Origin of the sequence: uncultured Campylobacter sp. (assembly GCF_938030145.1) — a bacterium.
Classification (GTDB): domain Bacteria; phylum Campylobacterota; class Campylobacteria; order Campylobacterales; family Campylobacteraceae; genus Campylobacter_B.
The window spans coordinates 20,000-39,390 of the sequence record NZ_CALHGM010000017.1; the positions used below are offsets into that span (position 1 = coordinate 20,000).

At 47.3% G+C, this 19,391-nt stretch carries 17 protein-coding genes; 10 read left to right on the forward strand and 7 right to left on the reverse strand.

From position 1 onward, the window contains the following. Positions 1-215: 215 nt before the first annotated feature. The 5 genes from Q0323_RS03805 to Q0323_RS03825 all read left to right on the forward strand — a co-directional run bounded on the left by Q0323_RS03805 (position 216) and on the right by Q0323_RS03825 (position 5,064). Positions 216-734, forward strand: coding sequence for a hypothetical protein (locus Q0323_RS03805; protein WP_298051650.1), 519 nt, complete (start codon positions 216-218; stop codon positions 732-734). Positions 735-851: 117 nt separating this feature from the next. Further along, positions 852-1,256, forward strand: a complete 405-nt coding sequence (locus Q0323_RS03810) for a hypothetical protein (RefSeq protein WP_298051652.1) — start codon at positions 852-854, stop codon at positions 1,254-1,256. A gap of 32 nt (positions 1,257-1,288) precedes the next feature. Next, a complete protein-coding gene (locus Q0323_RS03815; protein ID WP_298051654.1) occupies positions 1,289-1,714 on the forward strand; it encodes a hypothetical protein in 426 nt (141 codons plus the stop codon). A gap of 366 nt (positions 1,715-2,080) precedes the next feature. Further along, on the forward strand, positions 2,081-4,153 hold the full coding sequence (locus Q0323_RS03820) for a TonB-dependent receptor (protein ID WP_298051656.1): 2,073 nt from the start codon (positions 2,081-2,083) through the stop codon (positions 4,151-4,153). 119 nt (positions 4,154-4,272) lie between these two features. Beyond that, positions 4,273-5,064: a class I SAM-dependent methyltransferase gene (locus Q0323_RS03825; RefSeq protein ID WP_298051658.1), complete on the forward strand. Its 792-nt coding sequence runs from the start codon at positions 4,273-4,275 to the stop codon at positions 5,062-5,064. Positions 5,065-5,485: 421 nt separating this feature from the next. On the opposite strand, the gene Q0323_RS03830 is transcribed toward Q0323_RS03825, so the two are convergent. After that, entirely contained in the window at positions 5,486-6,040 is a 555-nt protein-coding gene (locus Q0323_RS03830; protein WP_298051661.1) for a manganese efflux pump MntP family protein, read from the reverse strand. 86 nt (positions 6,041-6,126) lie between these two features. Here Q0323_RS03830 and Q0323_RS03835 point away from each other — a divergent pair, with 86 nt between their 5' ends. Further along, the gene (locus tag Q0323_RS03835; RefSeq protein ID WP_298051664.1) at positions 6,127-6,756 is read left to right on the forward strand and encodes a hypothetical protein; all 630 of its coding nucleotides are present in this window, start codon (positions 6,127-6,129) and stop codon (positions 6,754-6,756) included. Positions 6,757-6,799: 43 nt separating this feature from the next. Next, positions 6,800-8,629: a DMT family transporter gene (locus tag Q0323_RS03840; RefSeq protein WP_298051667.1), complete on the forward strand. Its 1,830-nt coding sequence runs from the start codon at positions 6,800-6,802 to the stop codon at positions 8,627-8,629. Here Q0323_RS03840 and Q0323_RS03845 read toward each other — a convergent pair. Both Q0323_RS03845 and Q0323_RS03850 read right to left on the reverse strand, forming a co-directional pair. Further along, positions 8,573-9,376, reverse strand: a complete 804-nt coding sequence (locus Q0323_RS03845) for a metal ABC transporter permease (RefSeq protein WP_298051669.1) — start codon at positions 9,374-9,376, stop codon at positions 8,573-8,575. The genes Q0323_RS03840 and Q0323_RS03845 overlap by 57 nt on opposite strands. Then, on the reverse strand, positions 9,369-10,136 hold the full coding sequence (locus tag Q0323_RS03850; RefSeq protein WP_298051672.1) for an ABC transporter ATP-binding protein: 768 nt from the start codon (positions 10,134-10,136) through the stop codon (positions 9,369-9,371). Before Q0323_RS03850 ends, Q0323_RS03845 begins: the two co-directional genes overlap by 8 nt. Positions 10,137-10,235: 99 nt before the next feature. Between Q0323_RS03850 and Q0323_RS03855 the strand changes: the two genes are divergently transcribed. Genes Q0323_RS03855 through Q0323_RS03865 form a run of 3 tightly spaced genes read left to right on the forward strand, consistent with a single transcriptional unit; the run spans position 10,236 to position 14,395 of the window. Then, positions 10,236-11,150, forward strand: a complete 915-nt coding sequence (locus tag Q0323_RS03855; protein ID WP_298051675.1) for a bifunctional 2-polyprenyl-6-hydroxyphenol methylase/3-demethylubiquinol 3-O-methyltransferase UbiG — start codon at positions 10,236-10,238, stop codon at positions 11,148-11,150. Further along, positions 11,113-11,985, forward strand: coding sequence for a cytochrome c peroxidase (locus Q0323_RS03860; RefSeq protein ID WP_298051677.1), 873 nt, complete (start codon positions 11,113-11,115; stop codon positions 11,983-11,985). The genes Q0323_RS03855 and Q0323_RS03860 overlap by 38 nt, the downstream gene beginning before the upstream one ends. Beyond that, positions 11,975-14,395, forward strand: a complete 2,421-nt coding sequence (locus Q0323_RS03865; protein ID WP_298051680.1) for a GGDEF domain-containing phosphodiesterase — start codon at positions 11,975-11,977, stop codon at positions 14,393-14,395. The genes Q0323_RS03860 and Q0323_RS03865 overlap by 11 nt, the downstream gene beginning before the upstream one ends. Positions 14,396-14,972: 577 nt before the next feature. On the opposite strand, the gene Q0323_RS03870 is transcribed toward Q0323_RS03865, so the two are convergent. The 4 genes from Q0323_RS03870 to Q0323_RS03885 all read right to left on the reverse strand — a co-directional run bounded on the left by Q0323_RS03870 (position 14,973) and on the right by Q0323_RS03885 (position 19,372). Next, a complete protein-coding gene (locus Q0323_RS03870; RefSeq protein ID WP_298051682.1) occupies positions 14,973-16,481 on the reverse strand; it encodes a succinate CoA transferase in 1,509 nt (502 codons plus the stop codon). Between the two features lie 949 nt (positions 16,482-17,430). Then, positions 17,431-17,949 carry a hypothetical protein gene (locus Q0323_RS03875; RefSeq protein WP_298051685.1) on the reverse strand — a complete coding sequence of 173 codons (519 nt, stop codon included), beginning with the start codon at positions 17,947-17,949 and terminating at the stop codon, positions 17,431-17,433. A 293-nt stretch (positions 17,950-18,242) separates the two neighbouring features. Then, positions 18,243-18,803, reverse strand: coding sequence for a sel1 repeat family protein (locus Q0323_RS03880; RefSeq protein ID WP_298051687.1), 561 nt, complete (start codon positions 18,801-18,803; stop codon positions 18,243-18,245). 137 nt (positions 18,804-18,940) lie between these two features. Further along, the gene (locus tag Q0323_RS03885) at positions 18,941-19,372 is read right to left on the reverse strand and encodes a redoxin (RefSeq protein WP_298051690.1); all 432 of its coding nucleotides are present in this window, start codon (positions 19,370-19,372) and stop codon (positions 18,941-18,943) included. Positions 19,373-19,391 lie beyond the last annotated feature (19 nt).

Consider the following 19,391-nt stretch of genomic DNA (forward strand, 5'->3'; position numbering starts at 1 on the left):
CAAGATTCTGCGCCGAAACATTCGCATATACATCTGGATGAGTATAATTCGCTTGAGGAAGGCTCGTCAGAACTTATATTGGAGAAAATATGAACACAAACAGCATCAATGTAGATGGAAAAGAGCTATTATCCTCCGCGATTGAAGTGGCGGGATCATATTTAACGGCGCTTTATGAATGACGGCGTAGAGCGCAAAAAAAGGAGAATAAATCAGTGCTGCCGAATAAAATTTATATAAAAGACGATCCTCTAACTATTGATGAGGAACTTATGGGACATGAATATCATAAATTAGATATTAAAATTCTAGAAGACAAAAGGCTTGTAGTATTGGGTTTTACTACGAATTTGGCTATGTATTATTTCGCAAAAAACATTTTAACATCATCGTATAATGAAAGGGTCTCATACCTAGAGCTTTTTCCTTATGAATATTGGGTGGGAGGAGCGCGATTCGCAAAAAATAGTGCTCAACTATGCATAGATATAGAGAAATTTATCAAAATGAACGAAGCGGAGTGCTATATAACGGACGATATGGATAAGTATAAATTTGAGCTGGATTTTAAAACATTCTACCAAAGTGTTACATTTTATTTCCCTAGTACGAAAGATTACATAAATTTCGCCAAATATCTGCTAAGTATGAGTATCTACAATAGAAAAAATAGGGTAAAATTTTATAGCGAAGATTATACATTGATTTTGCAATATTGCAGGTTTGTCATATGAGAAATTTAAAACGATCAAGAATAAAATTTATCTCTCATAGAGCTCAAATTTAGGGATCATACGGTATGGCGCAAAACGCTATGAATAAAGCAAAGCATAACGAAAAGGAGCAGCGCAATGTCAGATAGAATTGGCTTCTTTTTTCTTGGTGTAGTATTCTTTTTATACTTTATAATTTTTTCAGTAAATAAAAATATAAAGATAGGCGAGAAATATATTAAATTTGATGATGCGGGTAGTTTGTGGATATTGCCCGCAATCGTATTTTTAATAATGGGTATTTACGGCTTTTATTTCGCCTTTCGCTCTGAAAAGAGCATAAAAAGATACCCAGAGTATATGTGGTGTGCAGACTGCGGTAAATTTTACCGATACGAGGACGTCAAAAACACGGATCAAATTTGCCCGGACTGCGGCAAAAAGCTTACGGAGTATAATGACGGCGACTATTGGAAGAGAAACGCTCCTCATCAAGGCGTTAAACCCCCGAAGATCAAAAAGCGTAAATTTAAAAAGCGATGAAATTTTGATTTGTTATAGAGGGATGTATAAAAATGCTAAATAGAATTTTTGCATTAATCGGCTTTTTTGCTTTTTTCGCATGGGGGCTGGCGGCCGTTTTATTGGGAAAAGTCGATATAAAACCCGGCTTTATGGCATCGGTAAAGCTTGAAAGCGCGTATCTGCGTATCATCATAGGAATTTTATGCTTTGCGGCGTGCGCTTTCTTTTTACATCTCGCATTTCGCCCTGAAAAAAGCATAAAATATTATCCTAAATTTATGCGCTGCAAAGGGTGTCTTAAATTTTATAATTTCTCGGACGTTAAAGATAGGAGTGTTTGTCCTAAATGCGGAGGCGAGCTGCGAGATTATGCTGAGATAGAAAAGTGGAATCAAGCGGAAAAGAATAAAAAGCTTGAGAAATATTATAAATTTGAAAAGGAGTGGCTAAAGAGGGTGAGCCATGATAAAAAATAATTGATACTCAAACAAAATCAAAAGGCCTTAGGAATAAAAAATGGACGCTAGGATAGGTTTAATACTTTTGGGCGCATTTTAGACGGGTATGATTTTAGGGATCGATTAAATTTTAAAAATTCCAGCTATATCCGCTTTGCAAATTTACTGTTTTAAGAAATAAAAACCGCTAAAGAGTCTAAATTTAAAACCGAAATTTTACCGCGCCCAGCAAAACGCTCGAAATTAAAATTTCATCCAAACTACGCCTAAATTTTAAAAAATCTATCTTTAATCTTTGAAATTTATTATTATTTAATCAAGAGAAATTATAATATAGCATTTGCAAATCATTCGCAAAATTCTAATTTTGAATAGGGGAGAGTGATGTTTAAAAAATTTTATCTTTCAAATGCCGCGATCGCGCTAAGTTTGTGCGCCGCATTGCAACTAAACGGAGCCGAAAACAACGCTATGTCTGCAAATATCGGTGCGCCCGGCGCGAGAGCCGTAAATTCCGCAGCTCCTAAAAACGCTTCCGGCGCGAACGCCACGAAGCTGGGCACCATCGTAGTTACCGCGACGGGCTTTGAGGATATGCTTAAAAACGAGGTTCGCAACGTTTCCGTTATCACCGCGGAGGATATGGAAAACCGTGGCTACCGCGATCTGCGCGAAATTTTAGAAAAGGCGCCGGGGGTTAGCTTTCACGGCGATACGGTAGATCTGCGTGGACAGGGCCAGAAGGCAAATACCTCCGTCAAGGTCCTTCTTAACGGAGTCGCGCTCAATATGATCGACACGACGCCGACGAGCATTCCGATCGATTTAGTTCCGATTGAAGATATTGAGCGCGTGGAGATCATCCCCGGCGGCGGTAGCGTGCTTTACGGCAGCGGCACCAGCGGCGGCGTGATAAATATCATCACAAAAAAAGGCGCCAGATACCCGTACGCCAATATCTCGACCAAGATCGCATCGTATAATTACAATGATCTAAATTTCGGCGCAGGCGGGAATGTGAGCGAAAATCTATTTCTAAAGACCGCAATAAAGGGCTTTGATCAGCATGGATACCGCAAGGGCGAAAGAGAGCGAGGCTACTATACATCGTTCGGACTAAATTATAAAATTTCAGATGATCAAAGCCTCTCTTTTAATCCGAGCTTTTATCGCGCTAGGACGCATGATGTACCGGGTTTAGGGCTTGTTGAGCTCAAGAAGGATCGCCGCCAACAGGGAGGTGAGAGGACCTTTACCAAAAGTACGCGACTAAATTTTGACCTGGATTATGCGGTGAAATTCGGCGATAGATTTGAAGCAAATTTACAGCCTTATTACCAAGATATTAGAATTTTGCAGAAGGGCTTTGTGATGAAAGATCGCAAAGAGGGGGCAAATTTAAAGGGCAAGTTTACCTATGATAACGACGAGCTCATAGCGGGATATGATTATCTTAAAAATAAGGGTTTCCGCAGGATCGACTTTACCACTTCGATGAATCCTATGATGAGCCTTTCGCAGCTTACGATCTTTGATATGCAAAAACAGACGCACTCGGTTTATGCCTTAGAAAAGCACGACTTCACGGAGCTGTTTTCACTTAGTGCGGGCGGGCGTTTTGAGCGCGCCGAATACAAAGTAGATCGCGAAGTCTCTACGACGATGCGTAGGATGGGGCGCATATTTCATACTCAAGAAAGCACGCACGTAACGGATCATAAAAACAACTACGCTTTTGAGATCACGCCGAATTTTAATTATTCTAAAGACGGCAATCTATATTTTAAATTTGAGCGCGGCTATATCTCCCCAGGTCCTAATCAACTCATCGATAAGCTCGGTCGTAACGGCCCTTACGTGCTTAATAACCTCAAATCCGAAACCTTTAAAACCTACGAGATCGGTCTTAAAGATCTGATCTACGGGCAATACGTAAGCGCTACGATCTTTTGGACCGATACGAAAAACGAGATCGTAAACGAAACCTTGGGCAGCTCGATCACCGACGGTTGGCATTTTATAAATATCGACGAGACGCGCCGCAAGGGCGTGGAGCTGTATGCAGAGCAAAGCCTGCTTTCAAATTTAAAGCTCAGCGAGACCTTTTCATACGTGGACGCCAAGATCCAATCCGGTGCGGATAAAGGCAAGCAGGTTCCGCTAGTGGAGCGCTCGAAGTTCGTTTTGGGCGTCGATTACGAGCCGATTAGAAATTTAACGCTGATGAGCGATTTTAAATATTTCTCATCATCGCACGACGGCAACCACGATAGAATCGACTCGCGCACGATCGTAGATCTGGGCGCTGCGTACCGCTTCGCAAGCGGATTTTTGATAAGCGCCGGAGTCAAAAACGTCTTTGACGAGGAGTATAATTACAACCAAAATTTACGCTCGGACGTCTATACTCCGGCTCCAGGGCGCAACTATTACGCGGAGTTTAAATACACCTATTAGCGTGCGTTTAAATTTAAGCGAGGTTTGAGCTGCGAAATTTAAAATTTACGGGCGGAATTTAAAATTTCGCCGCAGCGTGCTTTGCCGCCGCGAGATTAAATTTAATAAAAGGAGCGAAGATGAAACCGGACTATAAAAACTGGGTGCCTAAGGGCATGATCGCGAGCTTTGCCGCGGGTGCGGGCGTAGCGTTAGTTTTGTTTTTGATTTTCGGCGTTTGCGGCGCTTTTGTTGGCGGCGTGCTGAGGTGGTTTCTTGCGGGGCTTTTCGGCGCAGCGGCGCTGTTTTTGGGCTGCTTTGCGATCTACTGCGTCGTGTGGTACCGCGCGTTTGATTACGGCGGCAAACGTCAGCTCTCTCGCGCGATCGTAGAGGGCACGGCGAAATACGTGGATCTACCCGAGGGCGGGCGCGGGCTGGACGTAGGCTGCGGCAGCGGCGCGCTAACGATCGCCGTCGCCAAGCGCAACCCGCACGCATCGGTGCTAGGCGTCGATCGCTGGGGCTTTGAGTACGCGTCTTTTAACAAGCAGCTGTGCGAATCCAACGCGCGCGCCGAAGCGGTGCAAAACACTAGCTTCGAGCAGGCCGACGCCACGCAGCTGCCCTTTGAGGACGGCAGCTTCGATGCGGTTACAAGCAACTACGTCTATCACAACATCATGCGCAAGGATCGCCAGGCGCTGCTTTTAGAGACGCTCCGCGTGCTTAAAAAGGGCGGCAGCTTCGCGATCCACGATCTTTTCTCGCGCGGAAACTACGGCGACATGGATGCTTTCATCGCACGGCTTAAGGAGCAGGGCTACGAGCAGCTCGAGCTTATAGATACGACGCAGGGGCTTTTTATGGGCCCGCGCGAAGCCAAATGGCTGATGCTAGGTAGCTCAAAGCTTCTGATGGGTAGAAAATAGAAAGTCTTTATTCGATTTAAAATCGGTAGCTAACGCGAATAAAATTTTAAAATTATTAAAAATCTTGAAATTCTAAGATTACGAAATTTTAAATTTTTGCAAAATTCTAAGAAAGCACAATGCGGTGAAATTTTAGAATTCTGCCTAATTTTAAATTTTGAAATTCCGCCTGACGCACTACTGCGTTAGTATCGCGACAAATACCTTGAGTTGCGCTTTAGCCATATTTGCCGCATTGAAGCGGCGCATTTTCGTTCCCGCCGCGCACCCAATCGGATTTAAATCCCACCGCTTAGAAAATCCGCGAAATTTTTTATAATTCTATAAATCTCAAATTTTATAAATTTTAAAATTACGTATCGTTATGCCACTATCGCGGCAGAGTACTTTAACCGCACCTACCCGCTGAATATCCGCGCGGCTAAATATCAATAACGCCGAGGTGCGAGAGTAAAATTTTAACCCCGATTAAGATCAAAATCACGCCGCCTAAAACGAGCGCTTTTGAGTGTAGATATTCGCCCGTTAGCTTGCCTACGTAGCACGCCGCGACGCACAGCGCGAAGCAGACGAGCCCGATTACGCAACAGGCGTAGAGGATGTTTGTCTCGCCAAAAGCAAAGGTCACACCCACGGCCATCGCGTCGATGCTGGTGGCGATCGCGCCCAGCACCAGCTCCTTCGTGCTTGGGCGTAGATCTGGCTCGTCCTGCTCGCGGCGGGATTCCGCGATCATCTTAATGCCCAAAAACGATAAAATCCCAAACGCGACGAAGTGATCGATTTCTGAGATAAATTTTACGAAATTTATTCCCAAAGCGTAGCCCGCTAGCGGCATTATAAACTGAGCTGCCGCGTAGAAAAACGCGACGCGCGCGATCTGTGCAAATTTAAAATTCGGATATTTCGCGCCGTTTGAGATACTAAGCGCGACGCTGTCCATCGCAAGCGCGAAAGCGATGAGCAAAAGCTCCATATTTAGCCCTTTTGGTATTATAAAAGCGTTGATTATACATTAAAATTTTCGAAATAAAATAATCAATCTTTAATTAGGGAAAAACTTTGCTTAAAAAATTAATCTTTTGTTTATTGCCGCTATTTGCGACTGCTAGCTGGGAAGAGGTCGCCGTAAAGGGGCTGGACGTGATGTTTAGTGCGGGCGCGGGCGATGGCGAAAATTTTAAAAGCTCGCTAAGCACTCTGATCGAGCGCGCCGCAAATGAATACGAACGCGCTGGCGTACAGGATTACGAGCTCGATCTGCCTAGCTACATTACCGAGCGCGCGGGCAAAAAAAGTATCGCCGTGCAGAATATGCAAAGGCTGGCGAGCAAGAAGCTAAGTCTTGCCGTAGAGCCGATCAAAAAGCTTGTACTGGCTAAAATAAAAGATATGTCCGAAGCCGATACTAAGGCGGTAATGAGCGGCGAGGTGCTATTTAGCCACTATCTGCGCACCAACGCCTTTGATGAAATTTACGAAATCATTCGCCCTTTGGCACGTGAACTAGGAGCCGATGCGAGCTTTGCTAAAAGCTTTAAAAGTGCCGTCGGACGCGAGCCTGGAGACGATTTTAGTAGCGAATTCAGCAGCGCCTTTATCAACGAAAGTTTCGATTTTTTAAGTAAAAACGAAAGGGAGTTTCGTAAAAACTCGGGCGCGATTTTAAACGCCATAAAGACGATCAGATAGGCGCGACCGCACTAAAATCTCGGCGAAATTTTACTTTAAATTTATGAAAAATTCTATCTCGGAGCTCGCGGAAAATTTTAATTCAAAATCCGCTTTAAATTTTATCTCAAATCAGGCGTGCGAGCGCACGAAAAACACAGCGCCCGGCGGTAAGGTAAATTTCGCTCCCGCTCCCTACCTCAAAAGAAATTTCAAATTTCAAGACGCGGCCGCCGAGTTAAATTTTATGAGCGTGCGAAATTTAAAATTTTATCCCGCTTCGGCCGGTCTCGCCGCGCGCAATAGTGCCTCGGTCGGTTTTGCCGTGCACAGTCTCGTAGCGCCCTATTCCGCTCCGCGCGTCAGAAATATCGAAAAAAAAGTTGCTTTAAATTTTGCGGCTCTTGTGCTAAATTTGAAGTCCGCGCAAATTCTAAGCTGCGCCGAAAACAAAGCTTTAAATTCCGCAAAAGTCTCCGCAATAAATCCTTGCGAAAATTCCGCAAAAAATTTCAAACGAAATTTTATGGGAAATTCCACTCATAGCGGCGCAAATAGCGCGAGTTTGCTAAGCCGTGTAAGCGTCGTAGACGAGCCAAATTTAAGTCCCGCAAAAAGCCTTGATGCAGCTCATACGCGACGCTTAAAGAAAAATTTTACCGAGGTCATTGCAAGCGGCCACGGCTCTGCTCATACGCCGCAGAGCTTTGGATTGAAAAATTTTAAGGCGCGGAATTTTGCGAAGAAATCTAATTCGGCAGAGAATTCTAGCTCCGCTCGAAGCTTAAATTCCGCGCAGAATTTCGATTTCGCGCAAAGCTCTGATTCTACGCAGAGCCCTGCTGCTGCGCAAAATTCTGCCTCTACGCAAAACTGCACGCAAAGCTCGAATTCCGCGCAGAGTTTCGGGCAAAATTCTAATTCCGTTCAAAGCCATGCGCAAAATTCCGTTCCGCCTAGCAGGCTGTGGGATCTGGGGCTACTTTTCGTGGCGATCGTTTGGGGATGCACTTTCGTGCCGGTTCAGCGCGCGCTGCATAGCGGCGACGTTTTTAGCTTTTTATTTTGGCGCTTTTTGGCGGCGAGCATTTTTACCTACCTCGCCTGCCTGCGCTTCGGCGTCAAATTTGACCGCGGCACGATAGGGCGGGGCGTGTTTTGCGGGCTGATGCTGTTTTGCGATTTTTCCTGCCAGACCATAGCGCTTGATTATGCGCTCTCCTCGACGGTGGCGTTCATTTTGGGGCTAAATGTCGTCATCGTGCCCTTTTTGATGCTTGCGTTCTTCGGCAAAAAGGTCGGTGCGAGCGCCTTTGGCGGCGCAGTCGTGGCGCTTTTGGGGCTGTATTTTTTAAGCGGAGCAAGCGGCGCGGTGGGATTTGGCATAGGCGAGCGGTTGACGTTAATCTCGGCGTTTGCTTACGCGCTTCACATCGTCTTTACCGGCGTCTGCGCGCGCAAAAGCAATCTCTACGGCTTTGTGATCGTGCAGTTTATCTGCGTCTGCGTCTGTGCGCTGATCGCGGCGGTTTTCACTCCGCACGCGGAATTTGAGGGCGAGATAAAGGTACTTGGAAATTTGATCTTTTCGCCGAGTTTCGACTTCGTTTTTGCGCTGGTTTTGACCTCGATCTTTGCCACCGTTGCGGCGTTTGTGATCCAAACGATGGCGCAAAACCGCGGCGTAAGCGAGATAAAAACGGTGCTGATTTTCGCGCTAGAGCCCGTAAGCGCGGGCATTATGGGGTATGCTTTCGGCGAGAAGCTAAGCGCGCTTCAAATTTTGGGTGCGGCGCTGATACTCACGGGCATCCTGCTTAGCGAGCTGGGTGGGCTTTTAGGCGCGAAGTTTGCTAAAGATCGAGCTTACGAAAAAGCAGACCGAGGCGACTAGGATGATCGAAGCGCCGCTGGTTAGATTGAGCTTAAAGCTCAAAATAAGCCCCGCCGCGCAGAAAAGCGCCGATAGCGCGCAGCTTATCGCCATCATCGAGCCTAAGTTTTTTGAAATTTTTTCGGCGATAAAGGGCGGGATCGTCATCAGCGAGATCACTAAGATTAGTCCTACAATCTGAATCGACGCGACCACCGCGAGGCTCGCCATTACCACGAGGACGTAGTAAAAGACGCTCGTATTTACTCCGCGCAGCAGGGCGAATTCCTTATCGAAGCTGATCGCTAAAAACTGCCTATAAAAGCACGCCGTAAGCGCCGCAAATGCCGCGCCGCAAATGCCGATGAAGATCAAATTTTCATGATTTATCGCTAGGATCGAGCCGAACAGAAAGCTCATCAGATCGGATTTGTATCCAGGCGTAAGATCGGCGAAGATTATCCCCAAAGCCATTCCAAACGCCCATATCGCGCCGATTACGGCGTCGAAGCGCTCGGTATTTCGTAGTGTGACGTAGGCAATGAGTAGCCCCAAAAACAGCGCAAATACGCTAGCTCCCAGCACGGGCGAGATGCCTAAAAATAGCGCGATGCCGATGCCGCCGTATGCGCCGTGCGCGATACCACCTGCTATGAAGCTCATGCGATTTATCACGACTAAAGAGCCCACGACGCCGCAGACTATACTGACCAAAAGCCCGCCGAGTAGGGCGTTTTGCATGAAATCGTAAGATAAAATTTCAGCCATTTTTGCACTCCTTGCAGCAGCATTCGTTAAGCGCGAGATCGACGGCACAAAAGTGCCCGTGTTCGCGTCGCAAGTGATCTAAAAATTCCGCTCTGCCTCCCGGATCGATCTCGTGAGTGTGCGCCGAGCCGTTTGCGACGTAAAGAGCGCGGTTTGCGTAGTTTAGCGCGAGCTGCACGTCGTGGCTGATTAGAATTATGCCGCAGCCGCCTTCGTTTAGGGATTTTAAAAGCTCGTAAATTTGAACCTGCCCCATCGTGTCTATGCTCGCTAGCGGCTCGTCAAGAAGTAAAATTTTAGCCTTCGCGCACAGCGCCCGCGCGATGTAAACGCGCTGTCTTTGTCCGCCGCTAAGCTCGCTGATACGGCAGTCTGCAAGGTCTTGCATGCCTACGCGCCCCAGGGCTTGCATGGCTTGCTCGCGCTCGGATTTAGAGTAAAAGCCGAAAATTTTCTTATCTATCAGCCCCATTAAAACGACTTCGAGTACGCTTATGGGAAAGCTTTTGTTTATCGCGATGAACTGCGGCACGTAGCCCATTTGCGCTCTGGCAAGCGCGGGCGATCTGCCTAAAATTTCGATCGTGCCCGAGCTTGGTTGCAGCAGCCCCAAAAGCAGCTTCAAAAGGGTGCTTTTGCCGCCGCCGTTGGGCCCGAAAATCGCTAAAAAATCGCGCAGCTCGTAGCTTAGGTTTATATCTTTTAAAATTTCGCGTTTTTCGTAAGCAAAGTTTAAATTTTTTATCGTCACGTCCGCCATGAACGCCCTTTCGCCTAGATTTTGAAAGCATTTATTATAGCCCAAATTCGGAAAAATTGCCAAATTTTGCTATTATTACAAAAAATTTAAAGGCGAGCGGTGGAGAAAATCGGCGAAAAATCAGATGAAAATAGCTGGGATAAAAAGTCCGAAAGTTACGCCAAATTTAGCGGCGAGCCGGGCAGTTTCGGTAAGCGGGTGTTTGAGATACTGCGCGGCTGGGGCGTGAGCTTTGCGGGCAAAAGCGTGCTCGACGTGGGCGCCGGTACGGGGGTTTACTCGCTGTATCTCGCGTCGCTGGGCGCTAAAGTAACGGCGATCGATAGCTCGGAAGGGATGCTGCGCGAGCTAAGGCGCAGCGCGGAGGAGTTTGGCATTAGCTTGCAAAACGTATTAAATTTAAGCTTTGCGGAGTTTTGCGAGTGGCTGAGCCGCGATGGTTTTGCAGACGCGGCAGGCGAAAATTTTAAAATTTATCCACGCTCGCAAAGTGAAATTTCAAACTCGCAAGCTCAAGAAAGCGCCGCGCAGGCTTTAAATTTAAAAGACGCTGCGAGCAAAAGCTGCGAAAGCGAAAATTTAAAAATTCCCGCAGTTTTTGACATCGCGTTTCTTACGATGAGCCCCGCGCTAAAAAGCACGGAGGATTTTGAGGCGTTTTTGGCTTTGGGCGAGCGCAAAATTTATCTAAACTGGGCGAGCGAGCGCAATTCATCAATGCTAGCGCCGCTGTTTGAGCGTTTCGGCACAGGAGCTAAAAGACTTGCTACCGCCGCCGAAAAGTTCGAGGCGCTACTAAAGACGCGCGACATCAAATTTAAAAGCGAAATTTTAACCGAGAGGCGCGAGCAAAAACGTAGCCTGCAAGAAGCGGTGCAAAACGCCGCGTGGCACCTATATATGGACGGCGCAGAGGCTAGCGAGCGCGAGATCGAGGAGCTTTTGAAAAAGCGGGCTAAAGGCGGGATGATAAGCGATGAGATCGAAGCGAGCTTTAAGCTGTTTTATATTTAGCCTGGCGCCGCTTTTGGGGCTTTGCGGCAATCTTTTTACGCCGCTTGAGATGCCTAAATATGACCCGCAAAAAGCGCAGTTGGGAGCAAAAATTTTTTCGGACGTGAGATTTAGCCGCAAAGCTCGCTCCTGCGAGAGCTGCCATAACTTCTATCTAAACGACTCAGGCGCTTCGGTGCGAGACGGGCGGGTGCCTACGCTCATCAATTCCTATTATTTCGATCGGTATCTGGGCGATTATAATTTCGAGGGTTTTGAGGCGCGGATCGCGGCGTCGGTCTTTGGCGAGAATGAACTGGATGCGAGCGAAGATAAAATTTTAGAGCTTATTAGGAAGAATTTAGCCTACAAGCAGGCTTTTGAAAGTGCTTACGGCGAGGCGAATACAGCGAACTTCATTGATGCGTTGAAGGAATTTTTAAAGTCCAAAACGGCGATAAATTCCAAATTTGACCGATTTTTGCGTGGCGAGGTTAAGCTAAATGATGCCGAATATAACGGATATGTGCTTTTTGTACGGCTGTGCTCGGCATGTCACAACGGCGTTAGCCTAGGCACCGGCAGCTTTACTAAAATTCGCCCAAGCGCGGAAGAGGAGGATGTGCCTAGGCATAGGCTCACTTCCGATGGATTTGAGCTGCGCCGCGTGCCTAGCTTGCGCAATATCACGCAAACCGCGCCTTACGTAAACGGGCAGACGGATTTGCGTCTTGCGGTGCGGCAGATCGCAAAGGATCTGCTAAAATACGATCTTAGCGATGAGGAGCTTGATGCTTTGATGAGCTTTTTAGCTACGCTTAAAGGCGATATGACGGAGGCGCAGGATGAAAGATAAGATAATGTGGGCTTTGATGGTGGGGATTATGATATTAGGCATAATCATCGCCGGGAATTATTTCTCGTCGCTAAGAGATGTAGCGAGATTTAGCACGATTTCGCGCGAGCTAGCTTTGATCGATAACGCCGATAACCGCTTAAATATATTATTTGATGCAAAGATCGCAAGAAGGGACTTTTCGATTGCAAATGCCGATATGCGCGGCATCTATCAAGTGCTGCAAGCTCTGCAAAAAGATAAAATCATCGATAAAATCGGACTTAGCGGCGATGTGCGCGCGATCGGAAGCGCTTTTAGCGATAAAATTTCGCTTTTGGACGAGCTTGGGGCTTTAAATTCGCAGAATTTAATCCTTTTTCAAAGTCTGCAGCAAAAATTTTTATCCAGTGGCGCAAATGCGCAAAGAGCAAATCTCTACTCTCAAATTTTAGGGCTTAATTATAAAAATCGCTCCGAGATCTCTGCTTTAAAAAGTGCGCTAGAAAGCGCAGATGCGTCAAGCCCCGACGAAGCTGCGTTTATAGGAATCGCACGGCAAATTTTAAGGAATTTCGAGCGTCAAAATATCATCGTAAGCGATAATCTCTCGTTGCTCAACGAGCGCTTCGCAAGTCTGCGCGAGCGATTTTCTTACGCTAGTGAGGAATTCTACGGCTCGTTTATGCAAATGACGATGCTTTACACGGCGGTGTTTTTGTCGTTTTTACTGCTTACTTACATCATAAATTCCGATGCTTTGCGTAGTAAACGCGCCCTCGCACCCTATCGCGCGCTATGCGAGGAGGCAGGCGAAGCGATAGTTTTAGCAGATCAGAGCTTTAAAATTTTATACGCTAATAAAAGCGCGCTTAGCTTAAGCGGCTACGAACAAAACGAGCTGGAAGGGAGCGATCTTGGAGTTTTGATGCCCAAAGATAAGGGGACCGAACTTCCTACGATGGTAAATAAAAGCGCCAAAGATACGCGCCTGCTCCGTAAAAACGGCGAACTAGCCGATGTGAGCCTAAGGCTAGCAAATATCGCCACCGCATCCAAGCCGCCGCTATATGCGCTTTACGCTCATGACATCGGCGAGCGCGAGATTATGAAGCTAGCTCTTGCGAACGCGAAGGAGAGCTTAAACAATCAAGTCTATATCGATCATCTTACGGGCCAGGGCAACGAAGCAGCGCTATACGAGCTAATAAACGCCGAAAAAACGGGCGTAGCGATCTACATAACTATCGTAAATTTTGCAAATTTACGGCTTTTTTACAAGGCGGAGACGACGAATGAAATTCTGCGCTCCTTTGCGCGCACGCTTGCAATGTGTATCGAATCGCATGAGATCAAAGCTAGTATCTTTCGCATCCAATCGGATGAGTTTTGCCTATTTTACGAGGGACTAAATGTCGCGCGCGACGTGGAGATCATAAATAAATACTTCACCGACAAGGTTTTTAATCTCCATACGACCGAGGGCTTTGCCTCCGCGCCTTTAAATATCACGATGGGCGTGAGCGAGCGTGCAGACGTAGCGGGCGGCGCAAATAGGGTCTTTCAGGCGGTTATGGCGATGTATGAGGCGCAGAGCAAAAACGAGCACGTGGGCTTTTACTCGCGTCCAAATGCGATTGAGGAAAAATATCTGCAAAATCAGATTATGATCAACACTATTCAAAACGCGATCAAGAAAAATCAAGTCTTTGTGCTTGTCCAGCCCATATTTGATATCACCCACCGCGATCCTAGTGGTAACACCTACGGCACCGAGGGCGGTGATTATGTCCCGTTAGTATATGAAATTCTAATCCGTCTAATCGACCGCTCGGGCAAGACGCGCTGCCCGGGTGAGTTTATCGATATCGCAAAACAAACCTCGCTCTACATACCGCTAACTCAGGTAGTAATAAACGAAGCTTTTCGCTTGCTAGACCGCTTCGCGGGAACTTGCTTTAGCATAAATCTTTCATATTTTGACATCGCAAACGAAGGTATCAAGGAGCTTTTAGAGCGCAAGCTCGCATCTAGCCCAAATGCTTCAAATTTATTTATTGAAATTTTAGAAAGCGAGGAATTTGACGATTACGAGAGCCTACGCAGCTTCATCGCCGTAGCCAAAAACTACGGCTGCAAGGTCGCAATAGACGATTTTGGCAGCGGATACTCCAACTACTATAGAATTTTAACGCTCGACGTGGATTACATAAAGATCGACGGAGCGCTCATCAAAAACATCGCAAACGACAAAAACTCGCGCGCTATCGTCGAAACTATCGCTAACTTCGCGCGCAAGCAGGGCTACGAGCTCATCGCCGAATACGTAGAAAACCACGAAATTTCAATCATCTTAGAAGAGATGGGGATTAAATATATGCAAGGCTACTTCTACAGCAAACCGATGGAGCCTTCGAGGATAAAATTCTAACTCATCTCGCCGCGACTTTATAGCCCGCCTCTTTAAATTTATAGCCCAAAGATCGCCTTCGTAAGGCGATAAATTTTGATTTAGCAAGCTGCTGCTTTAATACGAAATTTATCTTGGTAAATACTACGCGGTTTTATCGCGAACTTATGGCGCGCCTTATAGCTAGGATTGGCTTGGCAAATGAAGTGAGAGCTAAATTTAAAATTTGATAGCAGATTTATGGATGAAATTTTGCGAAGTTCAAAATTTTAAAATTCCAAGCCGTAGAATTTTAAAATTTGAAATGCGCGAGCTGCAAATTTAAGGCTAAATTTTAAAATTCCGTAGCGATAAAATTTTAAATTCCGCGCCTTAAACCCGCCTGCAAATTTTAAAATTTTATGGCGCAAATTTTCAATTCATTCATATAATAAACATTTCGCGCGAACTTTACAAAATAAAAATTTTAACGAGCTTCGCTCTAATTAGCGATAGAGCTTTCAAATGCAGGCGGAATTTTTAAGTGCAAACTTTCTTGCTTTCAGCGAGAATGAGCTTAAATTTTAGGCTTTAGCGCATTAGCTCAAGCAAATTCGCCCTAAGCCTTCATACTCCCCGTATCTTTAAATCTTTGATGCCACGACAGCGCCTCGCTTAAGATGTGTGGAGTATGCCCCGCACAGGGCTGCGCACATGCCCGCTCGAAATAATCTCTCAGCGCGTCTTGGTAAGTGGGATGCGCGATGCTTATCATCGCGCGAGCACGCTCACGAGGGCATTTGCCGCGCAGATCGGCGATGCCGTATTCGGTGATGATGACTTGAGTGTCGTGCTCGGTATGATCAACGTGACTCACGAAGGGCACGATAGCGCTGATCGCGCCGCCCTTAGCGAGCGACGGGCTCAAAAATAGCGACAAATATCCGTTGCGAGCGAAGTCACCGCTACCGCCGATGCCGTTTTTCATCTGCGAACCCATGACATTGGTGGAGTTTACGTTGCCGTAGATATCTGCCTCGAGCATGCCATTCATCGACACGGCGCCAAGCCTTCTGATAAGCGCTGGCGAGTTGGAGACGTCTTGTGAGCGCAGTATGATGTGCTTGCGGTAGAAATCGATGTTTTTTTGAAATTCCTCGACGCCTGCGGGGCTAAGCGATAGCGCCGTGGCACTTGCAGTACCTACGACGCCTCTTTTGATGAGATCTAGCATGCCGTCTTGGATCACCTCGGAGTAGCACTGCAGCCCTTGATAGCCAGCATTTTGTAGTGAGCTAAGCACGGCGTTGGCGACGTTGCCGATGCCCGATTGTAGCGGCAGTAGCTTCTTTGCGGGAAGTCTGCCGCAAGCTTCCTCGTTTTTTAAGAATTTTACGACGTTTCGCCCAATCGCGCTTGAAATTTCATCTACGGCGGTAAAATTATTGACGCGGTCATGCGTCCTGGCCTCTATGACAGCGACTACTTTGGCAGGATCTACATGCATGTAAGGGCTGCCTACGCGATCGCCTACGTGCTTGATCGGCAGATCCTCGGCATGCGGCGGCAGGCGCAGATCCGTAACGTCGTGAATGCCCTCCAGCTCAAGCGGCTGATAGTAATTCACTTCTAAAATCACGCGATCGGCGATATCGAGCCAGGCTTGGTTGTTGCCTAGCGATGTAGACGGCACAAGTTCACCGCTTTCTTTAATCGCTACCACTTCGATCACGGCAAAGTTTAGATGCGGAAAAAAGCCCGCCTTAAGCTGAGCAGCAAGGCTTGATAGATGCACGTCCGTGTATCGCACGGCGCCGCTATTTATCGCATGGCGCATATCGGCATCCGTAAAAAACGGCACGCGAAAGCTCACGGCACCTGCTTTTGCCAAAACTCCGTCTAAAAGCGGATCGGTCGATGCGCCTGTAAAAATTTTGATTTGATAGGGCTCGCCTTTTTCGTGCAGCGTTGTCGCTCGTTGCGCCAGGGTTTGCGGCAGAGCTAGCGCGCAGCCCGCCCCAACAAAGCCGCTAAAGCCCACCGATGCGCCATTTGGGATCAGTTCGCAGGCTTTCTCGGCGCTCATAATTTTTGATTTTAGATATTCGTTTTGCACGCGTGAGTTCATTTTCCGCCCTAGCCGTGATTTGGGCGAAATTATAATATTTTTGCGCTAAATTTCAAAATCTAAATTTCGTGCGCGAGCTAGGCTATAGAGCAAAATATGGGGCGCGATCGGTTGGGGTACGCCGCCAAACGCCTCCGATCAGGCTTTTTTGCTTCGGCGGTTTGAAATACGCGCTTGCACAAGCGCTCGGTAAATAGGGCTTTAAGTGTGATTAAAGCTTGGCTTGATAGTCTCGCTGCGATACTGTAAATGCTTATTGCGCACCCAATTTTGCGGAATTTAGGCGCAAAATTTACGCATAATTTTGTGAGCTGCGATATTTAAATTTAAGCTTCCTTTTGCAATTTAATCGCTCGCCGCACTCAAATTTAAATCCCCAACTTGTAATTTTAAAATAGATGTTTTGAAATTTATCGCTCGTGGCGTTCAAATTCCGCGTCTAGCGAGCCTTGAACTCATATTTGAAATTGCATCACTTGCGGTGCACGCCTTTGCACGCCGCGCTTGGATTTTAATTCCGCATTAATTGAAATTCCCCCTGTCTGGAATTCTTGCCTCTTCGCACAAGACGGCGGTTTAAAATTTCAGATTTCGCGCTTTTTTTGGGGGCGACTCGACGTAGATACGCAAAATTTTGATATTTTACGCTTGCAAAATTCTAAAAATTATATCATCGTCACGGCTAAATTGCAGATTTCGTTTAAATTCTAGTTCTTAAAATTTTAGCCTGGTTGTCACGCATGATTTGCAATTTAAAGAGCCTTGTTACACAAATTCTAATCTCTGCTGAGTCTAAAATCGACGCCGCTTACGACGCAAATTTAAACGCGTTTTAGAATTTAAAATTTAGTCCGCCTTCTTACCATTTTCGGTCGAGCTTTATAAAATTTCGGCAAATTTTATACTCGCGGAATTTTAAAATTTTATCGCCGTAGAAGCCAGTAAAATTTTACTTCTGTGGCTTGCCGTCGCCGAATTTTGCGACTATCTCCTCGCTGCAGCGCTCCTTGGGCGCCCAGCCTTCGCGCTTCATTCGCGCCAGATTGTCGCACGCCTCCTGCGAGCCGCCCTCGCAAAGCTCGTCGTATATCACGAGGCTGCGGCACTGCCCGCTCGCGAAACTCTCCAGCGCTGCGGCGTTGCCTAGGCAGGCTCGTTCGCGCAGATCGCTCATCGCGCGCCCACCTACGCCGCCCATTTTATCTCCCCGCTTCCGCTCGGCGAGAGTGGCGAGCTCGCAGGCGTCTGTGAAAAAACCCTGCGCTTTGAGGCGATTTCGCACGACGCCGCGACCGCCCAGCTCGTATCTCATCGCCGCTTCGTAGCATGCGGCGGCGTCCTTTTTGCTGCACTTTGCTAAAAGCGCGCTAGTTTTTGCGCCGCTAAATTTAAACTCTTTGGCTTCGCCGCCCGCGTTTGCCAAACTAAGCGCCAGCGCCGCTGCCAGTGCAAGCTTTAAAGCTTTCATCTCCGCTCCTTTTATTTCGTTTATCCGCTCGCTCGCCCCGATTTACTGCTTCATCGCACCACACCCACGAAAATCGCTTTAAATTTTAAAACCGAACCTCGCTCATTAGAAGCAAAACGGGGCTGCTACGCGGTGATCGGCGCCTTTAAATGCGGATCGCACGCTCATCTAGGTGCGAGTTGTAAAATTTAAGCTTTCGTGCGGCGAAATTTGCAAGGCGTCCGGTAATCTACGCGGTCTAGCCCTAAAAAGCAATTCTGCGCCGCTCAAAGAAGCGCTTTGCCTCTGCCGTGCTAATTTTTCGGCAGTAGATCGAGCACCGCGCAGGCACGCTTGTTGTGCATTTTGCATGCCTTATCTAGCGCCTGCCCCGAGAGCTCAAAGCTTTGAGGAGTGCCTATTCCTTGGAGATATTTGACCGACAGCTCGTAGCATGCCTCGCTACTGCCGGCATCGCACTGCTCGCGAAAAAGCTCAAACGACGCCACGACGTCCTTCTGCACGCCCAAGCCCCGTCCTAGCGCATCTGCGTAGAAAAAGCACGATAGCTGATCTTTGCGCTCGCAGCCGCTTTTTAGACCGCGCGTGACGCGCTCGCAGGAGCCTTCGTCGCTTTTTACGATGCAGCTTTGCAGATCCGCCCGCGAAATTCCGTCCGTTTGGATGACCGCATCGGCGCTGCTTTGCGAGCCGGCGCTTGCTTCGCCGCTCTTTAGAAAGTGCGCGCTTGCGGTCTCGCCGGTGCTTGTTATTTTGTCCGTTTTGCCCGCCGCAGAAATTTTATCCGCCCACTCGCTCTCGTTGCAGTTTGCTGCGATGGCGCAAAATAGCGCTAAAAATAGAAATTTTTTCATACCCGCCTCCGTTAAATTTAGCGCTATTTTAATTAAAAATGCTGAATTTAAGAGAAATTCGCTCTGCTCCAAATTTCAGCTTTGTATCGCAATGTGTTTGGAGTGCGAAATTTAAAGTGCGCCGCCGAAGCGATCGATCATAGGCTCTTTAGCGCCGCAAGTACGTTTTGCGCGTCCTGTTCGGGCTCGGCGATGCGGCTAAAGCGCTTTATCTCCTTGCCGTCTTTAAAAATCAGAGTTTGGCGGTGGTAAAATTTCTTCCCGTCGCCGGTGGTGAAGGTTTCTAGCCGCAGCGGCGTTTCAAGCTCGAATTTTTCGTCGTTTATGAACTCAAACGAGGCGCCCGTAGCGCGCTTAAACTCGCTCGTGCCCGCCTCGCCCATGCTGCCTACGGCGATAAGCTCAAAACCGAGGGCTTTTATCTGCGCAAACGCGCTCTCGTAGGCCTTGCACTGAAGCGTGCAGCCCTTAAGCCCCGCCGCATCGCGCAACTCTGCGGGCAAAAATTTGCCGCTGTCACCCATTTTCGGATAAGTAAAAACCACGCAATTTTTCGGTAAATTTATCATCTCTCGCCTTTTGATCGAA

What these genes read in the sequence shown, in the direction of transcription:
- Q0323_RS03870 (WP_298051682.1), bottom strand. Translation starts at nt 16,481, where the DNA reads ATGAACTCACGCGTGCAAAACGAATATCTAAAATCAAAAATTATGAGC.
- Q0323_RS03825 (WP_298051658.1), top strand. Translation starts at nt 4,273, where the DNA reads ATGAAACCGGACTATAAAAACTGGGTGCCTAAGGGCATGATCGCGAGC.
- Q0323_RS03820 (WP_298051656.1), top strand. Translation starts at nt 2,081, where the DNA reads ATGTTTAAAAAATTTTATCTTTCAAATGCCGCGATCGCGCTAAGTTTG.
- Q0323_RS03845 (WP_298051669.1), bottom strand. Translation starts at nt 9,376, where the DNA reads ATGGCTGAAATTTTATCTTACGATTTCATGCAAAACGCCCTACTCGGC.
- Q0323_RS03880 (WP_298051687.1), bottom strand. Translation starts at nt 18,803, where the DNA reads ATGAAAAAATTTCTATTTTTAGCGCTATTTTGCGCCATCGCAGCAAAC.
- Q0323_RS03830 (WP_298051661.1), bottom strand. Translation starts at nt 6,040, where the DNA reads ATGGAGCTTTTGCTCATCGCTTTCGCGCTTGCGATGGACAGCGTCGCG.
- Q0323_RS03850 (WP_298051672.1), bottom strand. Translation starts at nt 10,136, where the DNA reads ATGGCGGACGTGACGATAAAAAATTTAAACTTTGCTTACGAAAAACGC.
- Q0323_RS03810 (WP_298051652.1), top strand. Translation starts at nt 852, where the DNA reads ATGTCAGATAGAATTGGCTTCTTTTTTCTTGGTGTAGTATTCTTTTTA.
- Q0323_RS03860 (WP_298051677.1), top strand. Translation starts at nt 11,113, where the DNA reads ATGAGATCGAAGCGAGCTTTAAGCTGTTTTATATTTAGCCTGGCGCCG.
- Q0323_RS03875 (WP_298051685.1), bottom strand. Translation starts at nt 17,949, where the DNA reads ATGAAAGCTTTAAAGCTTGCACTGGCAGCGGCGCTGGCGCTTAGTTTG.
- Q0323_RS03865 (WP_298051680.1), top strand. Translation starts at nt 11,975, where the DNA reads ATGAAAGATAAGATAATGTGGGCTTTGATGGTGGGGATTATGATATTA.
- Q0323_RS03840 (WP_298051667.1), top strand. Translation starts at nt 6,800, where the DNA reads ATGAAAAATTCTATCTCGGAGCTCGCGGAAAATTTTAATTCAAAATCC.
- Q0323_RS03815 (WP_298051654.1), top strand. Translation starts at nt 1,289, where the DNA reads ATGCTAAATAGAATTTTTGCATTAATCGGCTTTTTTGCTTTTTTCGCA.
- Q0323_RS03885 (WP_298051690.1), bottom strand. Translation starts at nt 19,372, where the DNA reads ATGATAAATTTACCGAAAAATTGCGTGGTTTTTACTTATCCGAAAATG.